Raw genomic sequence first — 24500 nt, 5'->3', positions numbered from 1 at the left:
AGCCCAGTCCCGCACTGGGAGCATATCAGGATTTCAGTAGGCTGTTAATCTGTTTACAAAAAAGCAACATTAAATATTTGCTGAATCGTTAAGCACGGTATATTGCTGTCTTGTTTACGATTTTTGGCGCAAAAAAAACGGCCCATGAGGGCCGCTTTATCTTTACTTCAGGTCTTCACTCGACTTATTTACTTTTCTTCGCTTTTGGGTTCGGCAAGTCGGTGATGCTGCCTTCGAATACTTCAGCCGCAAGGCCAACAGATTCGTGCAGTGTTGGGTGAGCATGAATGGTCAGTGCGATATCTTCAGCATCACAACCCATTTCGATAGCCAGGCCAATTTCACCCAGCAACTCACCGCCGTTAGTACCTACAATGGCACCACCGATAACACGATGTGTTTCTTTATCGAAAATCAGTTTGGTCATACCGTCAGCACAATCAGAAGCGATTGCACGACCAGATGCGGCCCATGGGAAGGTCGCAGTTTCATAGCTGACACCCTTCTCTTTCGCTTCTTTTTCTGTCATCCCGACCCATGCCACTTCAGGTTCAGTGTAAGCAATAGATGGAATCACTTTCGGGTCAAAGTAGTGTTTCATACCGGCGATAACTTCAGCCGCCACATGGCCTTCATGCACGCCTTTGTGAGCCAGCATTGGTTGGCCAACGATGTCACCGATAGCGTAGATGTGCGGCACATTGGTGCGCATTTGTTTATCAACATGGATGAAGCCACGTTCATCAACTTCAACACCCGCCATACCGGCATCAATCAGCTTACCATTTGGTACACGGCCAATTGCGACCAGAACTGCGTCATAACGCTGTGCTTCAGCAGGCGCTTTTTTACCTTCCATAGAAACGTAGATGCCGTCTTCTTTGGCTTCAACTGCAGTCACTTTTGTTTCCAGCATCAGGTTGAATTTCTTGCTGATACGTTTGGTGAAGACTTTAACCACGTCTTTGTCTGCGGCAGGAATAACCTGATCGAACATTTCGACCACGTCAATCTGTGAACCCAGCGCATGGTAAACCGTACCCATTTCCAGACCGATGATACCACCGCCCATCAACAGCATACGTTTCGGTACAGATTTCAGTTCCAGCGCATCAGTGGAATCCCAAATACGCGGGTCTTCATGAGGAATGAACGGCAACTGAACCGGACGAGAACCAGCAGCGATAATCGCGTTATCGAAATTGATAATGGTTTTGCCATTCTCACCGTCAACTTCCAGCGTGTTTGCGCCAGTAAATTTACCCAGGCCAGTCACCACTTTTACTTTACGGCCTTTTGCCATACCCGCCAGGCCACCCGTTAACTGGGTGATCACTTTTTCTTTCCAGGTACGGATTTTATCGATATCAGTCTGCGGCTCGCCGAAAACAATACCGTGTTCAGCCAGTGCTTTTGCTTCTTCGATAACTTTAGCAACGTGCAGAAGAGCTTTTGAAGGGATACAACCGACGTTAAGGCAAACACCACCCAGGGTGCTGTAGCGCTCAACCAGAACGGTTTCCAGACCTAAATCAGCGCAACGAAAGGCCGCAGAGTAACCTGCCGGGCCCGCCCCAAGTACCACGACCTGAGTTTTAATTTCAGTACTCATCATGACCTCTTAATTTATTTCCGGCGGTCCCTGGTCTTTACGCCCATCATCCACCGGGACGTTCTATCCGTCCGCATTCTACAAAATTGTTAACAATTTTGAAACAACAAACGGGTAACGAATCAATTTGGCTCGCACAGCCCCACAACAGGTATGAGGTTACCAGAAAAAAGCCGACCGTCAGGCCGGCTTTCTCTAATTACATCACCAGGCGGCGAATATCGCTCAGCATGTTGTTGATGATGGTGATGAAACGCGCACCATCAGCCCCGTCAATCACACGGTGGTCGAAGGACAGAGAGATTGGCATCATCAGACGCGGCACGAACTCTTTACCATTCCACACCGGCTCCATCGCGGACTTGGACACACCAAGGATAGCCACTTCCGGCGCATTAACGATAGGCGCGAAGTGGGTGGTACCCAGGCCACCGATACTGGAGATAGTGAAGCAGCCACCCTGCATTTCGCCGGCAGTCAGTTTACCATCACGCGCTTTCTTAGAGATGGTAGTCAGTTCACGGGACAACTCAGTAATGCTCTTCTTGTTCACATCTTTGAAGACCGGAACAACCAGACCATTTGGCGTATCAACAGCTACACCAATATTGATGTATTTTTTCAGAGTCAGGCGCTGTGCATCTTCAGACAGAGAACTGTTGAAACGCGGCATTTGCTCAAGCGCTGCAGCAACGGCTTTCATGATGAAGACCACTGGAGTGAATTTCACGTCCAGTTTACGCTTCTCTGCTTCGGCATTCTGCTGTTTACGGAATGCTTCCAGATCGGTGATATCTGTTTTGTCGAAGTGCGTAACATGCGGGATCATTACCCAGTTACGGCTCAGGTTAGCACCAGAAATTTTCTGGATACGGCCCAGTTCCACTTCTTCAACTTCACCAAACTTGCTGAAGTCCACTTTCGGCCATGGCAGCATGCCTGGCAGACCACCACCCGTGGCAGCAGCCGGCGCAGCTTCTGCACGTTTTACGGCATCTTTCACGTAAGCCTGAACGTCTTCGCGCAGGATACGGCCTTTGCGACCAGACCCTTTCACTTTCGCCAGATTCACGCCGAATTCGCGCGCCAGGCGGCGAATCAGCGGAGTCGCGTGGACGTAAGCGTCGTTTTCAGCAAACTCAGATTTGCCTTCCGCTTTTGCAGCAGGTGCTGCAGGTTTAGCCGCCTGAGCCGGTGCAGTTGCCGGTGCCGGAGTGGCTGCGGCAGCTGGAGCGGCGGCAGGTGCAGCGCCTTCCACTTCGAAGACCATGATCAGTGAACCGGTAGACACTTTGTCGCCAGTGCTGATTTTGATCTCTTTAACAGTACCGGCAAACGGCGCAGGTACTTCCATAGAAGCCTTGTCGCCTTCCACGGTGATCAGCGACTGCTCAGCGGCAACTTTATCGCCCACTTTCACCATCACTTCGGTTACTTCAACTTCGTCACCGCCGATGTCCGGTACGTTAACGTCTTTCGCGCCGCCAGCAGCAGCCGGAGCCGGAGCAGCAGCCTGAGCAGGCGCGGAAGCAGGTGCAGCACCCGCCACTTCGAAGACCATGATCAGGGAGCCAGTAGACACTTTGTCACCGGTGTTAACTTTGATCTCTTTAACGGTACCGGCAAAGGGTGCTGGCACTTCCATTGAAGCTTTGTCACCTTCAACAGTAATCAGAGATTGCTCAGCTTCAACGGTATCACCCACTTTAACCAGCAGTTCAGTGACTTCTACTTCGTCACTGCCGATATCAGGTACGTGTACTTCTTTAGCGGCAGCGGCAGCAGGCGCGGCGGCCGGAGCGGCAGCTTTCTTCTCTTCCTGCACAGGTGCAGCAGCTGCTGCACCGTCGGCGGAATCGAAAATCATGATCAGTTTGCCAGTCTCGGTTTTGTCGCCAACAGAGACTTTGATCTCTTTAACGATGCCAGCCTGAGGAGACGGAACTTCCATAGAGGCTTTGTCGCCTTCCACGGTGATCAGCGACTGTTCAGCTTCAACTTTGTCGCCCACTTTGACCAGAATCTCGGTGATTTCAACTTCATCAGCCCCGATGTCCGGTACATTAATTTCGATAGCCATTATTCTTTTACCTCTTACGCCAGACGTGGGTTAACTTTTTCTGCGTCGATGTTGAATTTAGTAATTGCATCAGCAACCACTTTCTTATCGATTTCGCCACGTTTAGCCAGTTCGCCAAGTGCCGCTACAACCACATAGGAAGCATCAACTTCGAAGTGGTGGCGCAGGTTTTCACGGCTGTCAGAGCGACCAAAGCCGTCTGTACCCAGTACACGGTAGTCATCAGCCGGTACATAAGTACGAACCTGTTCAGCAAACAGTTTCATATAGTCAGTAGATGCCACTGCCGGTGCATCGTTCATTACCTGAGCAATGTACGGTACGCGCGGGGTTTCCATCGGGTGTAGCATGTTCCAGCGTTCACAATCCTGGCCATCACGAGCCAGTTCAGTGAAGGAGGTTACGCTGTACACATCAGAGCCCACACCGTAGTCGTTAGCCAGAATTTGAGCAGCTTCACGAACATGACGCAGGATAGAACCAGAGCCCAGCAACTGAACTTTGCCTTTGCTACCCGCTACGGTTTCGAGTTTATAGATACCCTTACGGATACCTTCCTCGGCACCTGCCGGCATAGCTGGCATGTGGTAGTTTTCGTTCAGCGTAGTGATGTAGTAGTAAACGTTCTCTTGTTTCTCACCGTACATGCGTTCCAGGCCATCATGCATGATAACCGCAACTTCATATGCGTAAGACGGGTCGTAAGAGATACAGTTAGGGATAGTCAGAGACTGAATATGGCTGTGGCCATCTTCGTGCTGCAAACCTTCACCGTTAAGGGTGGTACGGCCTGAAGTCCCGCCAATCAGGAAGCCACGAGCCTGCTGATCGCCTGCTGCCCAGCACAGGTCGCCAATACGCTGGAACCCGAACATGGAATAGTAGATGTAGAACGGAATCATCGGCAAATTGTTGGTGCTGTAAGAGGTTGCAGCAGCCAGCCAGGATGCGCCGGCACCCAGTTCGTTGATCCCTTCCTGCAGAATCTGGCCTTTTTCGTCTTCTTTGTAGTATGCAACCTGCTCACGGTCCTGCGGGGTGTACTGCTGGCCGTTCGGGCTGTAAATACCAATCTGACGGAACAAACCTTCCATACCAAAGGTACGCGCTTCATCGGCGATAATCGGCACCAGGCGATCTTTGATAGATTTGTTTTTCAGCATCACGTTCAGTGCACGCACAAACGCGATAGTGGTGGAGATTTCTTTGTTCTGCTCTTCCAGCAGCGGGCCAAAATCTTCCAGCGTCGGCAGTTCCAGTTTTTCAGTGAACTTAGGCTGGCGAGTCGGCAGGTAGCCGTTCAGTTTTTCACGCTGCGCATGCAAGTATTTCGCTTCTTCGGAATCCGGAGCGAAGGTCACATACGGCAGTTTTTCGATGTCTTCATCAGCAACAGGCACATTGAAACGGTCACGCACATAGCGGACGCCGTCCATGTTCATTTTCTTAACCTGATGCGCGATGTTTTTACCTTCAGCAGCGTCACCCATACCATAACCTTTAATGGTGTGAGCAAGGATAACGGTCGGCTGGCCTTTGGTTTCCTGCGCTTTTTTCAGTGCAGCATAGACTTTCTTCGGATCGTGACCACCACGGTTCAGCGCCCAAATCTGGTCATCAGTCCAGTCGGCAACCAGAGCTGCCGTTTCCGGATATTTACCGAAGAAGTGTTCGCGAACGTAAGCACCATCTTTAGATTTAAAGGTCTGGTAGTCACCATCAACGGTTTCATTCATCAGTTGGATCAGCTTACCGCTGGTGTCTTTACGCAGCAGTTCATCCCAACGACCACCCCAAATCACTTTAATTACATTCCAGCCAGCACCACCGAAGATGCCTTCCAGTTCGTTAATGATTTTACCGTTACCGGTTACCGGGCCGTCCAGACGCTGCAGGTTACAGTTGATGACGAAGACCAGGTTATCCAGTTTTTCACGGGTCGCGATAGTGATGGCACCTTTAGATTCCGGTTCATCCATCTCACCGTCACCCAGGAACGCATACACAGTTTGTGCGGAGGTATCTTTCAGACCACGGTGTTCCAGATATTTCAGGAACTTAGCCTGATAAATCGCACCGATTGGGCCCAGCCCCATGGAAACAGTCGGGAACTGCCAGAATTCTGGCATCAGTTTCGGGTGTGGGTAAGAAGACAGACCATTACCATGAACTTCCTGACGGAAATTGTTCATCTGGTCTTCAGTCAGTCGACCTTCAAGGAAAGCACGGGCGTAAACGCCTGGGGAGATGTGGCCCTGGAAGTACACCAGATCACCGCCATCTTTTTCATTGCGCGCACGGAAGAAGTGGTTAAAGCACACTTCATAAAACGTGGCAGAAGACTGGTAAGATGCCATGTGACCGCCCAGCTCCAGGTCTTTTTTAGACGCATGCAGCACAGTCATGATGGCGTTCCAGCGAATAGCAGAACGAATACGACGTTCCAGGTCCAGATTACCCGGGTATTCAGGTTCATCTTCAACGGCAATGGTATTGACGTAACTACCAGCACCAGCGCCAGCGGCAACTTTAACACCACCTTTACGGGCTTCGCTCAGTAACTGATCAACCAGGAACTGCGCGCGTTCAACACCTTCTTCACGGATGACCGATTCGATCGCCTGTAGCCAGTCGCGAGTTTCGATCGGATCCACGTCATTTTGCAAACGTTCTGACATGGGGTATTCCTTATCTTTTAATCGTTGATTGTCTGGAACCTGTCCCATTGCATTCTCAGCCTGAGGTAAAAACACAATAAGACAGGTTCTGCGTTTAGTTGCCGCGCTCTATAATTGGGCGCTTTTGCGTTTTATTCCGGCAAAAAAACCTGAAAAAACGCTAGTCCTTTCGTTGCTGTAAGCGGCGCAATGAACGTTCTCTTCGACTTTGCTCACGGCTGCGATCCAGCAATATTTCCTCAATAAACGCCAGATGCCGGTGCGATGCTTCACGGGCCTGTTCCGGCTTACGTGCCATGATCGCTTCGAAAATACTGGCGCGATGACTACTTACGAGGGGATGCATATCTCTTCGTGAGTAGAGCAATTCAAAATTTTGTCGAACATTCTGGGCAAGCATAGGCTCCATACAGCGAAGCAAGTGGAGCAGCACCACATTATGTGCCGCTTCTGTGACCGCTATCTGATACTGAAGCACGGCTTCCGATTCAGCATCCAGATCACCTGCCTGCCTGGCACTTTCAATACTTTCGTGGCATTCGCGAATACGCGCGAGGTCTTCGTCTGTACCTCGCAGCGCAGCATAATAGGCTGCAATACCTTCCAGTGCATGGCGTGTTTCGAGAAGATCAAACTGAGATTCGGGATGGTCTGACAGCAAAGCAGCAAGAGGGTCACTGAAGCTTTTCCAGAGATTATTCTGGATAAAAGTGCCACCACCCTGACGACGTAATAACAGCCCTTTTGCTTCAAGACGCTGGATAGCTTCGCGTAATGAAGGGCGTGAAACATCAAATTGACGCGCCAGTTCACGCTCCGGCGGCAATTTTTCCCCCGGGCGCAATGTCCCTTCAAGGATGAGGTACTCCAGTTGCTGCTCGATTACATCAGATAGCTTGGGTTGGCGGATTTTGCTGTAGGCCATTCGTTATTTTCTCTGCCTTTCGCCCGGAGTCAATTGGTAAGACCAATTTCATATTCGTGACGCTAAAGTAACAAAGTATTCACCTTATGTCCATATTGGTTTTGACTGAAATCATTAAACACCACACATTTTAACAACATTACAGAAATAGCGTTTCATAAATGTAACTTTGCACAAATCATAACGTTACCTGCCTCGATGCACATTTAACCAATTTGAAACTAATTATTTTTCAAATTGAACCGATTCAACATAGGATTTAATGAATAAAAATACATATTATTTGAATAATAAATCATATTAAAAAATTGAAGTGGAAAAATAGAATCCGCGAGGATGGTGAGATTTTGCTCAATCCGGGAAGAGGAATGCAGAAACCAGGTGCAACTCGCAGCTCTTAACACTATTCTTTTCGCTTCGGTAGTAGACGAATAAAAAAACGCGCTTTGTTACCGTAAAAAAACACTACAGCATATGGAATGTATCAATTACATACGGTGCTATTTACACCAACAATATCACCACACACGAGGTTTGTAAGATGGAAGGTCAACAACAAGGTGACTCGCTAAAGCGCGGCCTTAAAAACCGCCATATACAGCTAATCGCGCTGGGCGGCGCTATCGGCACCGGTCTGTTTCTGGGTAGTGCATCGGTTATACAGTCTGCCGGCCCGGGGATAATTTTGGGCTATGCTATTGCTGGCTTCATCGCTTTTCTGATCATGCGTCAGTTAGGTGAAATGGTCGTTGAAGAGCCCGTTGCAGGCTCATTCAGCCACTTTGCCTACAAATACTGGGGCAGCTTCGCAGGCTTTGCTTCTGGCTGGAACTACTGGGTGCTGTACGTACTGGTTGCCATGGCTGAACTGACAGCTGTCGGTAAGTATATTCAGTTCTGGTATCCGGAGATCCCCACATGGGTTTCTGCCGCAGCCTTCTTTGTCATTATCAATGCCATTAACCTGACCAACGTAAAAGTGTTCGGCGAAATGGAGTTCTGGTTTGCCATCATCAAAGTATTCGCTGTTGTGGCAATGATAGTTTTTGGCGGCTGGTTGTTGTTCAGTGGTAAAGGTGGGCCTCAGGCCACAATACATAACCTGTGGGATCAAGGTGGTTTCCTGCCCCATGGCATGACCGGTCTGGTCATGATGATGGCTATTATTATGTTCTCCTTTGGCGGGCTGGAATTAGTCGGTATTACCGCAGCAGAAGCGGATAACCCGGAACAGAGCATCCCGAAAGCAACCAACCAGGTTATCTGGCGTATCCTGATTTTCTATATTGGCTCACTGGCAGTTCTGCTCTCTCTGTTGCCGTGGACGCGCGTTACAGCGAATACCAGCCCGTTTGTACTCATCTTCCATGAGCTGGGTGATACTTTCGTAGCCAATGCCTTGAATGTCGTGGTGCTGACCGCCGCTCTGTCTGTATATAACAGCTGTGTATACTGTAACAGCCGCATGTTGTTCGGGCTGGCCCAGCAAGGTAACGCGCCGAAAGCACTCCTTACTGTGGATAAACGTGGTGTACCAGTAAACACCATCATCGTTTCGGCAGTGGTAACGGCACTCTGTGTACTGATTAACTACCTGGCGCCGGAATCGGCTTTCGGTATGCTAATGGCTCTGGTGGTTTCTGCTCTGGTTATCAACTGGGCAATGATTAGCCTGGCGCACATGAAATTCCGCCGGACCAAGCAACAGCAAGGCGTGACTACGCGCTTTCCAGCGCTGCTCTACCCATTGGGCAACTGGGTTTGCCTGCTGTTCATGGCTGCAGTGCTGGTTATCATGTTAATCACTCCTGGTATGGCAATTTCTGTTTACCTGATTCCTGTCTGGATTGCGGTCCTCGGTGTGGGTTATATGTGTAAGCAGAAAAGCCGCGACGCTGTGAAAACCCACTGATTTGTCCTTCCCTCTGCGCCCGTATTTTGCGGGTGCAGAATATTGTTACCCCCTTCACACTTACTACCCGATGACATGATTGTCCATTTCTGCGGTTGATTCTTGCTGCGAAAAATTTCACTTTAGCACCAATAATTCTGTCCATATCTTCTGAATGGAGTGAGGCAGATGCAAAGTAATAAATTAACAGTAAAGGAAAAGATAGGCTACGGGATGGGAGATGCCGGTTGTAATATCATCGGCGGTGCAATCATGCTGTTTTTAAACTTTTTTTACACCGATATATTCGGTCTTGCTCCCGCACTGGTGGGGACTCTACTTCTCTCAGTGCGTGTAGTTGACGCGGTAACCGACCCCATTATGGGAGCCATTGCTGACCGGACAAAAAGCCGTTGGGGTCGTTTTCGTCCATGGCTACTCTGGATTTCACTGCCTTATGTACTCTTCAGCGTACTGATGTTCACCACGCCGGAGTGGAGCTATAACAGCAAGGTTATCTATGCGTTTATCACCTATTTTCTGATGTCGCTGACTTATACTGCTATCAATATCCCCTATTGCTCACTGGGCGGTGTCATCACTAATGATCCTCATGAGCGGGTTTCCTGCCAGTCTTACCGCTTTGTTATGGTAGGAATAGCCACGTTAATTCTGTCCCTGTCACTGCTCCCTCTGGCTGAATGGTATGGTGGTGCAGATAAAGCGAAAGGCTACCAGATGGCGATGGGCACCCTGGCTATCATCGCGCTATTGATGTTCCTGTATTGCTTCTCAACCGTGCGCGAGCGTATTCGTCCTGCCGTCCCCACAAACGACGACCTGAAATCTGACTTGCGTGATGTGTGGAAGAACGACCAGTGGGTGCGTATTTTGCTGCTGACATTGTGCAATGTCTGCCCCGGTTTTATTCGCATGGCAGCCACCATGTATTACGTCACCTGGGTTATGCAACAAAGTACCGGTTTTGCCACGATGTTTATCAGCCTTGGTGTTATCGGCATGATGTTTGGCAGTACACTCGCCAAGGTATTGACTGATAAATGGTGTAAGTTGAAAGTCTTCTTCTGGACCAATATTGTGCTGGCGATCTTCTCCAGCGGGTTCTATTTCCTCGATCCCCATGCCACTGTGCTTATCATCGTCATGTACTTCCTGCTTAATATCCTGCACCAGATTCCATCTCCGCTTCACTGGTCACTGATGGCAGACGTCGACGATTACGGCGAATGGAAAACAGGTAAACGTATTACTGGAATTAGCTTCTCTGGCAATCTGTTTTTCCTGAAGTTAGGCCTGGCAATAGCCGGTTCTATGTGTGGTTTCTTGCTATCCTGGTATGGCTATGACGCATCCCTGAAGCAGCAGCCCGCCAGTGCCATAAATGGCATTATGTTACTGTTCACAGTCATTCCAGGTGTGGGTTATTTAATCACAGCCGGAGTTGTCCGCCTGCTAAAAGTTGACCGTGAAACCATGAAGCAAATTCAGATTGACCTGGAAAAACGCCGTAAGAACTACCAGGAACTGGTTGACTACCAGGAAGGTACACAAGAAAACGAAACCGCTGTATCCCCCATTGGCAAAGCCGCCAGCAAGCACCTTGAAAAACCTGTTTGAGAGCCAAACGAAACGATAAGGAAAGACGTTATGTTGCAATGGCCGAATCCACTAATTGAACAGCGTGCAGACCCTTTTATTTTGCATGAAGGTTCAGAGTACTATTTTATTGCCTCCGTTCCTGAGTATGACAGGCTGGAGATTCGCCGGGCTTCGTCAATTACAGAACTGGCCCAGGCTGAGAGCGTGGTTGTCTGGCGCAAACCCGATACTGGCCCGATGAGTGAGCTGATCTGGGCTCCGGAACTCCACCGTATAGCTGGCAAGTGGTATATCTATTATGCCGCTGCACATACCAAAGCATTGCGCGATAACATGTTCCAGCACCGTATGTATGTGCTCGAATGTGCTGATGACTGCCCACTAACCGGTACCTGGGTTGAAAAGGGGCAGTTAATCACACAGTTCGATACCTTCTGCCTTGACGCCACAACCTTTTCACATCAGGGTAAGCAGTGGTACCTGTGGGCACAAAAAGCCCCCGATATTCCAGGTAACTCCAATTTGTATTTAAGTGAAATGGCAAATCCGTGGACCCTTAAGGGGGAAGCAGTCATGCTGAGTAAGCCTGAATTTGACTGGGAGTGCCGGGGGTTTCTGGTGAATGAAGGGCCTGCGGTTATTTTTCACGGAGAGCGTATTTTCATTACTTACTCCGCCAGCGCCACTGATGAAAATTACTGTATGGGCTTATTATGGGCCAATAAAGACGCCAACCTTCTTGACCCGAAAAGCTGGCATAAATCCCCTCACCCGGTATTTACCACCTGTGAAACCAACCGCCAGTTTGGCCCCGGCCATAACAGCTTCACCACTACACCGGACGGCCAGGATGTGCTGGTTTACCACGCACGCAACTACACTGAAATAGAGGGCGACCCGCTTTATGACCCTGGCCGCCACACCCGGGTGAAATTGATTGAGTGGAGTCCCGATGGCATGCCAGACTTTGGCATCCCCCCCGCAGACCACCCGTAACGGCAAAAAACGGCGTACTTAAACCAGTGCGCCGTAAATTGTTAATAAAGCTACCACCACAACAACCACCAACGCGGTCTTCTTCGCCATGGATACGGCAGCTTTCGGAGTTCTGACTTTATCTGAATGTGGCTCACGCGCCAGAGAAAATTGAGCCAGTTGCGTCAGCACCTGGTACTGTGATGTACCACGGTCACCCAACGTTGCAAACCAGGCTGGCAGCGCTTTTTCACCATGCCCCAGTAATGCATAAGCCAGCCCAACCAACCTGACCGGCACCCAATCCAGAACGTGCAAAATGGCATCAATACCCGCATGTAACCGCTGATGAGGTGTATGGTGACGAGCAAGCCATGTTTGCCACGCCCTGAGGACTGCATACCCGACTAAAGTAACCGGCCCAAAGCTTCCCCCTACAACAAACCAGAATAGTGGTGCCAGGTAGTAGCGATAATTAATCCATAGCAGGGCATTTTGTAACTCACGTAAAAACTCACGGTCATCACAACCTGGCGGAACACCATGGATCATGGTTAACTCAGCCACCATCTCATCGCAGGCACGGGAATCTCCACGGCTGGCAGCTTTAAGATAGGAATGATAGTGCAGTCGTACCTTTCCGGCTCCAATGCACAAAACGCCAACCAGGATCCAAAACACCAATAGCGGGACATTGAACAAAATCCCTTTTAACAAATACAGACACGCTGCAATAAATACCATCGCGGCAACAGACAGCATCAGCGTGTAACCCATAGAAAAATAGCGCGTTCGGCGGAAGATAACTTCCAGGCGGCTTTCCAATTGCCAGTGTTCCCCAAACTTAAATAAACGTTCTGAAATTAACACTAACAATAAGGTAAATAGTGTCATACCCTCTCCTTACCAGAAACTGAAACCAGTGCACGAAAGCGCGGCCAGTCAAAAACGCCGCCGGGGTCAGTTTTTCTGGAAGGTGCTATATCACAATGCCCTGCCATATTTTTGGCAATAGCCGGCCAGACCACCATCAAAACGCGTGTTATCTCAGCCAGGCGCTGATATTGAGCATCGGTGTATGGCAGGACATCGGTGCCTTCCAGTTCAATCCCGATAGAAAAATCATTACATTTTTCCCGCCCCTGCCAGGAAGAAACACCAGCATGCCAGGCACGCTTATTAAAGGGGACATACTGAACCACTTCACCATCACGGCGAATCAGGCAATGCGCCGACACACGCAAGTGGGCAATCCCTTCAAAATAAGGGTGGGCCCTGGCATCCAGCGTACCGGCAAACAAAGCATCAATCCACGGGCCACCAAATTCACCGGGTGGTAAACTGATATTATGTACAACCAGCAATGAAGGCGATTCACCTTCCGGGCGCTCATCACAATGCGGTGAAGGTGCATGCCTTGCGTCGCTTAACCAGCCATCCTGAAGCTTCATTATGGTTCTCCTTGCTGTGGTACTAAAGGTCGCTTCAGAGTAGCATGTTTCCAATTTATATCAGCCATTTCGGAGTTAATAATGCCACCACGCCGTTATAACCCAGACCACCGACGTGAAGCACTGTTGGAGCGGATTAATACCGATATTCCCGGTACGGTTTCCGTTGCATTAAAAGAAGACCTTGGCGGTGACATTGATGCCAATAACGATATTACCGCGCAATTACTTCCACCGGAAAGTACATCCCATGCTGTTGTTATCACCCGAGAAGACGGTATTTTTTGTGGCAAACGTTGGGTTGAAGAAGTGTTCATCCAGCTTGGCGGCCGCGTACAGGTTAAATGGCATGTCAATGATGGCGATGAAATTACGGCAAACCAACCATTATTCGAGCTGACAGGCACTTCACGTATACTACTGACGGGTGAACGTACCGCACTGAATTTTGTTCAGACGCTTTCAGGTGTCGCCAGTGAGGTACACCGTTATGTAACACAACTGGCCGGTACGCATACCCAGTTACTGGATACTCGCAAAACCGTCCCTGGACTGCGCACAGCACTGAAATATGCTGTACTGTGCGGTGGTGGTAGCAACCACAGACTGGGGCTGTCCGATGCCTTCCTGATCAAGGAAAACCATATTATTGCCGCAGGCTCTGTTCGCCAGGCAATCGAAAAAGCCAGTTGGATCCACCCAGATGTTCCTATTGAAGTCGAAGTTGAAAACCTTGAAGAGTTGCAGGATGCCTTACGGGCAGGTGCAGATATCATCATGCTGGATAACTTTGATACCGATATGATGCGTAAAGCGGTGGGGATAACCCAGGGCAATGCCCAGTTGGAAGTGTCTGGCAACGTGACTCTGGAGACACTGAGAGCCTGTGCTGAAACCGGTGTGGATTTTATTTCAGTAGGAGCCCTGACTAAACACATTCGCGCACTGGATCTGTCTATGCGCTTTCGCTAAACGCTTAGATAACGCTTTCTCCGTTATTCCGTTACGGGCAGCTACTCTGCCCGTATTCTCGGGCATCCTCGCATTTATTTCGCACTCGTTTCAGTATACATATTCACTCCGGAACAGAAATTCCAGAATCAAAAACAGCCTGTCGAAGCATATTTCGTAACCTGCCATAGTCGTGCTCCGTTATACCAAAGGAGACAACCATGCACAGGCAACGTGGCTTCACCCTGATTGAATTAATGGTAGTAGTTGGCATCATCGCCATTCTCAGTGCAACCGCTATTCCCGCATATCAAAACTACTTACGTAAAGCGGCATTAACCGACGTCTTACAAAATGTATTACCTTACCGCAGCGCAGTCGAACTTTGTGCTATTGAGCGCGGTGGCATTACATCCTGCCATGCCGATAGCCACGGAATTCCAGCTTCACGGACCTCAAGGTATATCTCCAGCCTTTCCGTTACTGCAGGGAGTATTCAGCTTAGCGGGCAGGACAGCCTCAACGGGCTCTCATTAACACTGCTACCTCAATGGGATGACAACCAGGGTATCACCGGCTGGCGCAAAACCTGTTCAGCGTCTGGTAATACAAGCCTTGAGCAGGCATGTAATGACATTTTCCGCTTTGCTGACGAGTAAGCAGGAGGAAGAAAACATGAGCAATGAAAAACTGTTTGCCTTGTGTGCCCGCCATCACGCCCTGCTTCTGCGGCATGACCCGGAGATTGTCATTGCAGTTGCAAACAACGCCCCTGATGAATTGCTTAGCTCACTGCGCTTTCTTTCCCACAAAAAGGTCGTTGTTGAGCACTGGTCACCCGCACAAATAGAACGGCACCGGGCACAACTCCAGGCAACACAGCCTAACGTACCCACACCAGGATCAGCAAGTAACACCGTTGTCCATCTCGAACAGATATTGCAACAGGCGTTAAACCAGCGGGCCTCAGATATCCATTTTGAGCCAGATACGCCACTGTTCCGTGTGCGTTTTCGCATTGATGGCGTATTACACATTCAGCACCAGGGGAATGCTGATGCTTACCCGGCTCTTGTGGCCCGGTTGAAAGTACTCGGCGATATGGATATTGCAGAAAAACGGCTTCCCCAGGACGGGCAATTTACACTTCCGGATCTTCCCGGGAATATTTCATTTCGCCTGGCGACTCTGCCATGCCGGGCTGGAGAAAAAATCGTCTTACGGGTTTTACATAAGCAGGATGAGCAACTCTCACTTGATGCACTTGGCCTTGCTCCACGGCAACTGGATGAATTTAAAAATGCACTCAATGCGCCACAAGGGTTGATTCTGGTAACAGGCCCTACCGGAAGCGGGAAAACAGTATCCCTGTATAGCGCTCTGAATGCCCTTAATCAGCCGGATATTAATATCAGCAGCGTTGAAGACCCAATAGAAATTCCGCTTAGTGGGTTGAACCAGGCACAGGTGAACCCGAAAGCGGGTTTAACATTCCAGCGAGTATTGCGGGCGCTATTACGCCAGGATCCGGACGTCATTATGGTAGGAGAGATCCGTGACAATGAAACAGCCGAAATTGCCATTAAGGCCGCGCAAACAGGGCATTTGGTGTTATCCACACTACATACCAATTCCACAACCGATACACTCATTCGTCTTGAACAAATGGGCATTGCCCGCTGGATGATTGCCTCAGCACTCAAACTGGTTATTGCCCAACGTCTGGTCAGAAAGTTGTGTCCACATTGCCGGAAACAACAGCCGAAACCACTGGTTCTGCCACGAACTGTGAGCCGGTTACCTTTACCTGACTGGGAACCTGTTGGTTGCGAGCGGTGCTACAGCGGGTTCTATGGGCGGGTAGCGCTGTTTGAAGTGCTGGCTATCACACCGGAAATTCATGATGCTTTGTTACGTGGAGATACAGCCACACAAATTGCTGAACTCGCCAGGCAACAAGGTTGCATAGCACTTTTCGAACATGGCTGCCAGGCTGTCAGCCGCGGGGAAACCACAGTGAATGAACTGTACCGGGTGTTGGGATTACCTCATGACAACTAAATTATCGCTTTGGCGCTGGTCCGCACTTGATATAAAAGGTAACCCGCAATCCGGCATCAGTTTTGCTGTGGGAAAAATTGATATCATGACCTGGCTTTGTAGCCGGGCGTTATTCCCGGTGCGTATTCAACGGGAACGGGCATATGAAAGTCAGCACCGCCATATGGACCACCGAATCCACTTTTTGCAACAGTTATCGGCATTGCTCAAAGCGGGTGTCAGCCTGCCTGATGCACTGGTGTTACTCGGTCAGCAACATGCTTCTCCGCTTTGGCAGGCTGTCTTGCAACAAATCACACTGCGGCTCAACGAAGGAGAAACTTTTTCGTCCATTGTACAAAGCTGGCCAGCGCTTTTTCCTCCTCTGTTTGTTGCCCTGAGCCGCACAGGTGAGATGACCGGGAAACTTGATTTATGCTTTGCACATCTGTCGGAGCAACAAGAACAACAGCGCGCCCTGCAACGCACTGTATCGAAAGCACTACGCTACCCGCTACTGACACTGAGTATGGCATTGGCCGTTACACTGGGCATGTTACTGTTTGTTCTGCCAACTTTCGCGGATATCTACCAGACATTTAATACCCCCCTACCAGCGGTGACGCGTATTTTGATGTCTGTTTCCGCATGGCTTACCCGGCATATATACATACTGGCTTTTACCGTGACCACTGTGATCATTCTGGTGGTTGGACCTGGCCGGAATTTAAGGCGCAAATTTACCCAATACCTGTTACAACGTGCCCCTGTAATGAATCGCCTGTATGGCGCACTGATGCGTAGCCAAATTTTTATGATGCTCGCCCTGACGCAACAATCAGGTGTAAATATTCTACAAGGGTTACAGCTTGTTAAAGAAACACTCCCTGCTGCCAGCCACTGGCAACAGGTTATGGCACAGCTCTCGACGGATGTCACTCAGGGTATAACTCTGGGTGAAGCCATGCGCCAGCATGATTGTTTTACACCTCTCTGCTACCAGCTGGTTACAACCGGGGAACAATCCGGTGCACTGGATACCATGCTGGAGAAGCTTGCCGACTGGCACAGGGAAAATACGCAACTACAGGCCAGCCAGTTAACTCAACTAATGGAGCCTTTGTTAATGGTAATTACCGGGCTGATAACCGGTTTGCTTGTGCTGGCGATGTATTTGCCTATTTTTGGGCTGGGGGAAGCTATGGGAGCGGGTTGATTATCGTTGTTTAATAGAGAGAAGAGAAACAGGGTAAGTCCAACTTACCCTGTAAATAGGATGGGAAACTATTACAGGCTGTTGAACACCCGGTTTTCCTGCTCCTGCACACGAATGAATGTTGTGCGTTTAGTCAATTCTTTCAGGCGGGAAGCCCCGACATAGGTACAGGCTGAACGTAACCCCCCCAGAATATCCCGCGCGGTGTTTTCAACCGGCCCACGCAAAGGAAGCTTCACGGTTTTGCCTTCTGCAGCACGGTATTCTGCCACACCACCAACATGGCGGTTCATAGCAGAGGCAGAACTCATGCCATAGAACAGCATAAATTTCTCACCATTTTCTTCAACTACAGTGCCACCACTCTCTTCATGGCCTGCCAGCATACCGCCAAGCATGACAAAATCAGCGCCGCCGCCAAAAGCTTTGGCCACGTCACCAGGTACTGTACAACCACCATCGCTCACGATTTGCCCACCAAGGCCATGAGCGGCATCAGCACACTCAATGACTGCGGACAACTGTGGGTAACCGACCCCGGTTTTTACACGAGTGGTACAGACAGAACCAGGTCCAATGCCGACTTTCACAATATCCGCACCTGACAGGATCAGCTCTTCACACATTTCACCCGTTACCACATTCCCGGCACAAATAACTTTATCAGGCCATGCTTCACGCGCTTTTGCCACAAACTGAACGAAGTGTTCTGAGTAGCCATTGGCGACATCGATACAGACAAAAACCAGAGACGGGCTCAGTGCCAGAATCTGTTTAGTCTTTTCAAAATCAGCGGCCGATGTCCCTGTAGACACCATAACATGGCGCAGCACAGTAACCGGAGCTTGCTCAACAAACTGGCGCCAGTCTTCAACAGAATAATGTTTATGGACTGCTGTCAAAATATCAAACGCAGCCAGAGCACCCGCCATACTGAAGGTACCCACGGTATCCATATTTGCAGCAATAACAGGAACGCCAGCCCAGTTCACACCAGAATGTTTAAAAGTATACTGGCGTTCAAGTTCTACATCAGAGCGGCTTTTCAGTGTGGAACGTTTTGGGCGGATAAGTACGTCTTTAAAACCTAACTTGATATCTTCTTCAATACGCATTTGCGATTTTCCTGGTCGTGGCGATGTAATAAAGGGTAAGAGGCGATACAACTGCCAGCTCCAGTGACGTTATCTTACGCACTAATAAAGGCAGCGCAAGACTGCGAAAAGCGACTTTTTTACGCTACAATCCTATAAATTTAACGTCAGAATGGCGTTAAAGATAACCTATATAAAAAACTTATTTTCGGCTATGTATTGCTCACTTTTTTCGAAAGTATGATTAAATCAGCCACTGGGGACGGTGTGCTGTTGGCGGATATTTTCAGGTACCGTTGCCATGTTGTGCAAAAATGGCGGTAATTTTGAGCTCTGACATGGTTTCGCAAGGGAAAAGGCATTTTTCTTTTGTTATAAGCACACTCATTACATCGGGGTTTCGTTGGTTATGGTCTTCACTGTTGCGCTTACCGGAGGGATTGGCAGTGGCAAAAGTACTGTTGCTGCGCTGTTTGCCAACCATGGTGTATCGCTAGTTGATGCAGACATTATCGCCAGAGAAGTTGTGGCGCCGGACCAACCGGCCCTGCAAAAAATTGCTGAGCATTTTGGCGAACAGATAATCAGCCCCGAAGGCTCACTCAACCGCACAGCACTGCGTGAACGTATTTTTACTGATACCAAAGAAAAGCAGTGGCTTAATGCCTTATTACATCCATTAATTCACCAACGGACACAGCAAGCTATTGCTCAGGCATCATCGCCTTATGTCTTGTGGGTCGTACCTTTGCTGGTTGAAAACCAACTTCAGCGACAAGCTGACCGCGTATTGGTTGTTGATGTCAGTACTGAAACTCAGATTAAGAGAACCATGGTGCGAGATAATGTCAGCCGAGAACTTGCGCAACACATTATCTCAGCACAGGTAAGCCGGGAGGCGCGTCTTGCTGTCGCGGATGACATTATTAATAATGATGGTTTACCACAAACATTAACTCGCGATGTGGCCCGCCTGCACCAACTATACATGGCGCTGGCTATGCAGTCCGTCAGACAGGAATGAGGAAGAATGAGCTCGCAAATACTTTTTGAACATCCCCTGAGCGAGAAAATGCGCACATGGCTGCGTATAGAGTTTTTGCTACAACAACTTTCTTCTCAGCTCCCTTTAAATGATTACCCTTCCGCACTCTATTTTTTAAGAAATATTAGTGACCTGCTGGATATTTTTGAACGCGGTGATATTCGAACAGAGTTACTTAAAGAACTGGAACGCCAGCAGCGTAAACTTCAGGCATGGGTGGAAGTACCTGGGGTTGACATGCAACGCATCACATCACTAAAAGAACAGCTAAGGAATACAGGTTCCAGCCTGATGGCAGGCTCACGCCTGGGGCAAGTATTGCGCGAAGATAAGCTGATAAGTCTGGTCCGCCAGCGTTTAAGCATTCCCGGTGGCTGCTGTAGTTTTGACCTGCCAACGTTGCATGTCTGGCTAAATGCCAGCGAAAGCGCACGCAACAATCTGGTAAATCACTGGTTAGCCAGCCTTGAATCGCTGCGCGAAACGCTTGCCTTGATCCTTGATCTGATTCGCCACTCCTCACCTTTTCGTAAACAAACCAGCCTCAATGGGTTTTATCAGGACAATGGCGATGATGCCGATTTGTTACGTCTCGAGATGAATCTTGAGGATGCTATCTATCCGCAAGTGTCCGGTCATAAAAGCCGTTTTGCCATTCGTTTCCTGCCTCTGGATAGTGAACATGGGGTAATACCGGAGCGGATTGATTTCAATTTGGCTTGTTGCTAAGGAAGTATGATGTCTGAAACAACAGAAGTGAACTGCCCAACTTGTGGCAAAACCGTTATCTGGAATGAGCAAAGCCCATGGCGGCCATTTTGTTCAAAACGCTGCCAGTTGATTGATTTAGGTGAGTGGGCCGCAGAAGAGAAACGCATCCCCAGCCAAAACACCTTATCTGACAGCGATGAGTGGAGTGAAAAGCAGGACTAAGCAGTTTGCTGCAGTTTTGCGATAACAGGCGCATTAGCTGGCGGAAATTGTTCCGGCTCCAGCGCCTGTTGAGCCACCCAACGAGAAGGTTGGCCTTCTTTTCCCCAGGGTTCGCCATCCCACTGCTCAACAAGGAAAAACCAAAGGCTGACATGCCGGTCAGGGAACTGGTGTTCCTGTTTTTCAAATAATGAGAAGCCTGTGGGTGTAATTCCAACTTCCTCCATTAACTCCCGTTCCAGTGCCTGTTCCGGGGTTTCTCCTTGTTCAATTTTCCCACCGGGAAACTCCCACATATTCGCCATATGCGAGCCAGCACTTCGTTGCGCCAGAAAAATCTCTGCATTCTGATTACGAATGATCCCAACCGCTATCTCAAATCGTTTCATGGGGAAGCTCCTGAAAAAGAGGCGCAGTCTTCTGTGCCCCGGATATGACCAGGCCAGAGGTTTCCCCCTGGCCCGATTAATTACCGTTAAAATTTAACCAACAGCATGTACCTGTCTTAGCTCAGGCGACCATGGCATTGCTTATATTTTTTGCCTGAACCACAAGGACAAGGATCATTACGCCCTACTTTACGATCACCTGTTTGTTCAGCCAGAGACTGCGCGGCCTGGAGATCATCACTTTGATGGCTCAGTTGCTGCATTTGCGCCAAACGTTCAGCTTCTTCACGGCGTTGCTGTTCCATGGCTTCAACTTCCTCAGGTAAACGCACCTGAACTTTGCTCAGCGTACTGATTACTTCGTACTTCAGTGACTCCAGCATAGCCGCGAACATAGAGAAAGATTCACGTTTATACTCTTGCTTAGGATCTTTTTGCGCATAGCCGCGCAAGTGAATCCCCTGACGCAGGTAATCCATGGCAGCAAGGTGCTCTTTCCACAGGCTGTCCAGCGTCTGCAGCATCACACCTTTTTCGAAATTGCGCATCATCTCGGTGCCAACAATTTCTTCTTTACGCTGATAGACTTCAACAGCCATCTGCAGAATACGTTCACGCAATGTTTCTTCGTGCAGTTCAGGCTCTTTATCCAGCCACTCAGAAATTGGCATTTCGAGATCGAAATCATTTTTCAGGCGCTCTTCCAAACCTGGAATATCCCACATCTCTTCCAGAGACTGAGGCGGAATATGAGCATCAATCGTAGTCTTAAACACATCTTCACGAATGCTGTTGATTGTTTCGCTGACATCACTGGCATCCAGCAATTCATTACGCTGAGTATAAATTGCACGGCGCTGATCGTTCGCTACATCATCATATTCCAGCAATTGCTTACGAATATCAAAGTTGCGGCTTTCCACTTTACGCTGCGCATTGGCGATGGCTTTAGTTACCCAGGGGTGCTCAATGGCTTCGCCCGGTTTCATCCCCAGCTTACGCATCATGTTAGAGACACGGTCTGATGCGAAAATACGCATCAGGGCATCTTCCATTGACAAATAGAAACGCGATGAACCAGGATCACCCTGACGGCCTGAACGGCCACGCAACTGGTTATCAATACGTCGCGATTCATGGCGTTCAGTACCAATAATATGCAGACCACCGGATGCCAATACGGCATCGTGGCGTTGCTGCCAGTTGCTTTTGATTTCAGCTATTTGCTCATCAGTTGGTGCTTCAAGCTCCGCCAATTCAGCCTGCCAGCTACCACCCAACATAATATCGGTACCACGCCCAGCCATGTTGGTGGCGATGGTAACAGACCCCGGATAACCGGCCTGAGCAACAATATCTGCTTCGCGTGCATGGAACTTCGCATTCAGTACATTGTGTTTTATGCCTGCTTTCGTCAGTTCTTGCGCAACCAGCTCAGATTTTTCAATGGAGATAGTACCAACCAGAACTGGCTGACCTTTCGCAGTACGTTCACGAATATCTTCGATGATCGCGGCAATTTTCTCTGCTTCGGTCATGTAGACCAGGTCAGCCATGTCTTTACGAACCATTGGCCGGTTGGTTGGCACGACGACAGTATCCAGTTTATAGATTGAGCTGAACTCGAAGGCTTCGGTATCTGCCGTGCCCGTCATACCCGCAAGTTTTTCGTACAAGCGGAAGTAGTTCTGGAAGGTAATGGAAGCCAGAGTCTGGTTTTCATTTTGAATATCAACACCTTCTTTTGCTTCCACAGCCTGGTGAAGACCATCAGACCAACGGCGGCCCTGCATAGTACGGCCTGTATGTTCATCAACAATGATGACTTCACCGTCTTTCACAATGTAATCAACATCGCGGGTAAACAAAGCATGTGCACGTAGTGCCGCTGTTACGTGGTGCATCAGCATAATATTGCCCGGTGAATACAGCGATTCACCTTCTTCCATAATGCCTTCCTGGACCAGTAACTCTTCTATCAGTACCAGGCCACGTTCAGTCAGGTTAACCTGACGTGCTTTTTCATCTACAGAGAAGTGACCTTCCCCCTGGAACGTATCGGAATCTTCTTTTTCCTGGCGAACCAGATGAGGAATGATAGTGTTCACCCGGCGGTACATTTCCGAGCTGTCTTCTGCCGGACCAGAAATGATTAATGGCGTACGAGCTTCATCGATAAGAATGGAGTCAACTTCATCCACCAGTGCATAATGCAGTTTACGTTGTACGCGCTCTTCCGGGCTGAATGCCATGTTGTCACGCAGGTAATCGAACCCGTACTCATTGTTGGTGCCGTAAGTAATATCCGCCGCATAAGCTTCACGCTTCGCCGGCGCGGGCATACCTGGCAGGTTAATACCCACACTCAGGCCCAGGAATTCAAACAATGGGCGGTTATTTTCAGCATCACGCTGGGCGAGATAATCGTTCACCGTTACCACATGAACACCTTTACCGCTCAGTGCATTCAGATAGGCCGGTAATGTCGCAGTCAGTGTTTTACCTTCACCAGTACGCATTTCCGCAATGCAGCGCTCATTGAGCACCATACCGCCAAGCAACTGAACATCGAAATGGCGCATACCAAACACGCGTTTACTGGCTTCACGAACTACAGCGAACGCTTCAGGCAGGATACTTTCCAGTGAGTCGCCTTTCTCGAGACGCGCACGGAACTCGCCTGTTTTGCCTTTGAGTTCATCATCTGACAATTTTTCAATTGCCGGCTCCATGGCATTAATTTGCGTAACAAGTTTACGCATACGACGCAACGTACGGTCGTTACGGCTTCCGAATACTTTAGTTAATAGTTTGACTAACATAATAAATTCCCAAACGCTTCGCTGAGCGATAAAACAAAATGATAAGAGTAGTGGTGTTTATCAGCAGCGAGCTTGCGGGCCTGCACGAATCCCCTGAGCAGTGCCCAGCCAGTTCGTAAAGGTAAAGGAGAGTGAGGGTGCCATTGCAGGCCAGGGCTCCTGGCGTACAACCGACGGTGGTTTACTTTCCTGAGTAAGCAGCGCACTAAGCGTATCAAGCAATGCAATGTGCTGTTTTTCCAGTGGCGATTCATTGGGCACCGAAGCGCCTGCCATCACCTGAGGTGCCATAACAAAAGTCAGATGACGGATAACAGTACGAATAGCATGCTGGTGCCAGTAATCGACACTAAATGTTGACTGGCGGCGGTTGCTCTCCTGCAATTGCGCTAACGAGAGTGCGGGATTAAAACGATTATAGTTCGCTGCGGTTTCTGCTGGAGTAGTGGCTCCGGCGTTACTGCTCGCTAAAACAGGTAGCCCAAAACTGGCCGCAACCATCCCTAACAGCAGATGGGGCCAGAAATATCGTCTACCTAATTGTCGCCAACGCGCAAATATACCGGACACTCTATTTCACCAAAGGAATTGAATCATTTTGGCTATACAAACTGACAAGCCACATTTTAGCGACCAAATAGTATCACCAAACGCGCCATTCATCAGCTTAATCCCTGCGATGAACCCCGAAAAAACGCGTAACAAATGAGCGAACAAACCAATTAAATGAAAAAACAGAAGCAGAAAAGAGGAAATAGCTGTCGTGTTACAAAAATAA

Annotated in this window: 20 protein-coding genes; 10 read left to right on the top strand and 10 right to left on the bottom strand. The window is 49.2% G+C overall.

Annotated features, from left to right (window positions below):
- Positions 1-184: 184 nt before the first annotated feature.
- From lpdA to pdhR, 4 genes are all read right to left on the bottom strand, one after another.
- Positions 185-1612, bottom strand: a complete 1428-nt coding sequence (gene lpdA, locus A9B99_RS15135) for a dihydrolipoyl dehydrogenase (RefSeq protein WP_064599012.1) — start codon at positions 1610-1612, stop codon at positions 185-187.
- Between the two features lie 199 nt (positions 1613-1811).
- Positions 1812-3692 carry a pyruvate dehydrogenase complex dihydrolipoyllysine-residue acetyltransferase gene (gene aceF, locus A9B99_RS15130; RefSeq protein WP_064598854.1) on the bottom strand — a complete coding sequence of 627 codons (1881 nt, stop codon included), beginning with the start codon at positions 3690-3692 and terminating at the stop codon, positions 1812-1814.
- Positions 3693-3706: 14 nt separating this feature from the next.
- On the bottom strand, positions 3707-6370 hold the full coding sequence (gene aceE, locus A9B99_RS15125) for a pyruvate dehydrogenase (acetyl-transferring), homodimeric type (RefSeq protein WP_064598852.1): 2664 nt from the start codon (positions 6368-6370) through the stop codon (positions 3707-3709).
- Positions 6371-6530: 160 nt separating this feature from the next.
- A complete protein-coding gene (gene pdhR / locus A9B99_RS15120; RefSeq protein ID WP_064598850.1) occupies positions 6531-7295 on the bottom strand; it encodes a pyruvate dehydrogenase complex transcriptional repressor PdhR in 765 nt (254 codons plus the stop codon).
- 541 nt (positions 7296-7836) lie between these two features.
- Here pdhR and aroP point away from each other — a divergent pair.
- The 3 genes from aroP (at position 7837) to A9B99_RS15105 (ending at position 11802) form a co-directional block, all read left to right on the top strand.
- On the top strand, positions 7837-9207 hold the full coding sequence (gene aroP, locus A9B99_RS15115; RefSeq protein ID WP_064598848.1) for an aromatic amino acid transporter AroP: 1371 nt from the start codon (positions 7837-7839) through the stop codon (positions 9205-9207).
- Between the two features lie 168 nt (positions 9208-9375).
- The gene (locus A9B99_RS15110) at positions 9376-10824 is read left to right on the top strand and encodes a glycoside-pentoside-hexuronide (GPH):cation symporter (RefSeq protein ID WP_064598846.1); all 1449 of its coding nucleotides are present in this window, start codon (positions 9376-9378) and stop codon (positions 10822-10824) included.
- A gap of 30 nt (positions 10825-10854) precedes the next feature.
- The gene (locus A9B99_RS15105; protein ID WP_064598844.1) at positions 10855-11802 is read left to right on the top strand and encodes a glycoside hydrolase family 43 protein; all 948 of its coding nucleotides are present in this window, start codon (positions 10855-10857) and stop codon (positions 11800-11802) included.
- Positions 11803-11820: 18 nt separating this feature from the next.
- Here A9B99_RS15105 and ampE read toward each other — a convergent pair whose 3' ends face one another.
- The gene (ampE, locus tag A9B99_RS15100; RefSeq protein ID WP_064598842.1) at positions 11821-12675 is read right to left on the bottom strand and encodes a beta-lactamase regulator AmpE; all 855 of its coding nucleotides are present in this window, start codon (positions 12673-12675) and stop codon (positions 11821-11823) included.
- Positions 12672-13232: a 1,6-anhydro-N-acetylmuramyl-L-alanine amidase AmpD gene (gene ampD / locus A9B99_RS15095; RefSeq protein ID WP_064598840.1), complete on the bottom strand. Its 561-nt coding sequence runs from the start codon at positions 13230-13232 to the stop codon at positions 12672-12674. Before ampD ends, ampE begins: the two co-directional genes overlap by 4 nt.
- A gap of 81 nt (positions 13233-13313) precedes the next feature.
- On the opposite strand from ampD, the gene nadC reads away from it, so the two are divergent.
- From nadC to hofC, 4 genes are all read left to right on the top strand, one after another.
- Complete coding sequence (gene nadC, locus A9B99_RS15090; RefSeq protein ID WP_064598838.1) at positions 13314-14204, top strand: carboxylating nicotinate-nucleotide diphosphorylase; 891 nt, start codon at positions 13314-13316, stop codon at positions 14202-14204.
- A 200-nt stretch (positions 14205-14404) separates the two neighbouring features.
- Positions 14405-14842, top strand: a complete 438-nt coding sequence (gene ppdD, locus A9B99_RS15085) for a prepilin peptidase-dependent pilin (RefSeq protein WP_064598836.1) — start codon at positions 14405-14407, stop codon at positions 14840-14842.
- Between the two features lie 16 nt (positions 14843-14858).
- Positions 14859-16244, top strand: a complete 1386-nt coding sequence (gspE, locus tag A9B99_RS15080) for a type II secretion system protein GspE (RefSeq protein WP_064598833.1) — start codon at positions 14859-14861, stop codon at positions 16242-16244.
- The gene (gene hofC / locus A9B99_RS15075; RefSeq protein ID WP_064598831.1) at positions 16234-17439 is read left to right on the top strand and encodes a protein transport protein HofC; all 1206 of its coding nucleotides are present in this window, start codon (positions 16234-16236) and stop codon (positions 17437-17439) included. Before gspE ends, hofC begins: the two co-directional genes overlap by 11 nt.
- Positions 17440-17510: 71 nt before the next feature.
- On the opposite strand, the gene A9B99_RS15070 is transcribed toward hofC, so the two are convergent.
- Complete coding sequence (locus A9B99_RS15070; RefSeq protein ID WP_064598829.1) at positions 17511-18554, bottom strand: GMP reductase; 1044 nt, start codon at positions 18552-18554, stop codon at positions 17511-17513.
- 388 nt (positions 18555-18942) lie between these two features.
- Here A9B99_RS15070 and coaE point away from each other — a divergent pair, with 388 nt between their 5' ends.
- Genes coaE through yacG form a run of 3 tightly spaced genes read left to right on the top strand, consistent with a single transcriptional unit; the run spans position 18943 to position 20511 of the window.
- Positions 18943-19557 carry a dephospho-CoA kinase gene (coaE, locus tag A9B99_RS15065; RefSeq protein WP_064598827.1) on the top strand — a complete coding sequence of 205 codons (615 nt, stop codon included), beginning with the start codon at positions 18943-18945 and terminating at the stop codon, positions 19555-19557.
- A 6-nt stretch (positions 19558-19563) separates the two neighbouring features.
- A complete protein-coding gene (gene zapD / locus A9B99_RS15060) occupies positions 19564-20307 on the top strand; it encodes a cell division protein ZapD (RefSeq protein WP_064598825.1) in 744 nt (247 codons plus the stop codon).
- A gap of 9 nt (positions 20308-20316) precedes the next feature.
- A complete protein-coding gene (gene yacG / locus A9B99_RS15055) occupies positions 20317-20511 on the top strand; it encodes a DNA gyrase inhibitor YacG (RefSeq protein ID WP_064598823.1) in 195 nt (64 codons plus the stop codon).
- On the opposite strand, the gene mutT is transcribed toward yacG, so the two are convergent.
- The 3 genes from mutT to secM form a co-directional block, all read right to left on the bottom strand.
- A complete protein-coding gene (mutT, locus tag A9B99_RS15050) occupies positions 20508-20900 on the bottom strand; it encodes an 8-oxo-dGTP diphosphatase MutT (RefSeq protein WP_064598822.1) in 393 nt (130 codons plus the stop codon). The genes yacG and mutT overlap by 4 nt on opposite strands.
- Before the next feature lie 116 nt (positions 20901-21016).
- On the bottom strand, positions 21017-23722 hold the full coding sequence (gene secA / locus A9B99_RS15045) for a preprotein translocase subunit SecA (RefSeq protein WP_064598820.1): 2706 nt from the start codon (positions 23720-23722) through the stop codon (positions 21017-21019).
- Between the two features lie 60 nt (positions 23723-23782).
- Positions 23783-24292, bottom strand: a complete 510-nt coding sequence (gene secM / locus A9B99_RS15040) for a secA translation cis-regulator SecM (protein ID WP_064598818.1) — start codon at positions 24290-24292, stop codon at positions 23783-23785.
- Between the last annotated feature and the right edge of the window lie 208 nt (positions 24293-24500).

Source organism: Mangrovibacter phragmitis (assembly GCF_001655675.1).
Lineage (GTDB): Bacteria > Pseudomonadota > Gammaproteobacteria > Enterobacterales > Enterobacteriaceae > Mangrovibacter > Mangrovibacter phragmitis.
The sequence above is the reverse complement of the archived record's forward strand: the minus strand, read 5'-3'. Positions and strand labels throughout refer to the sequence as shown.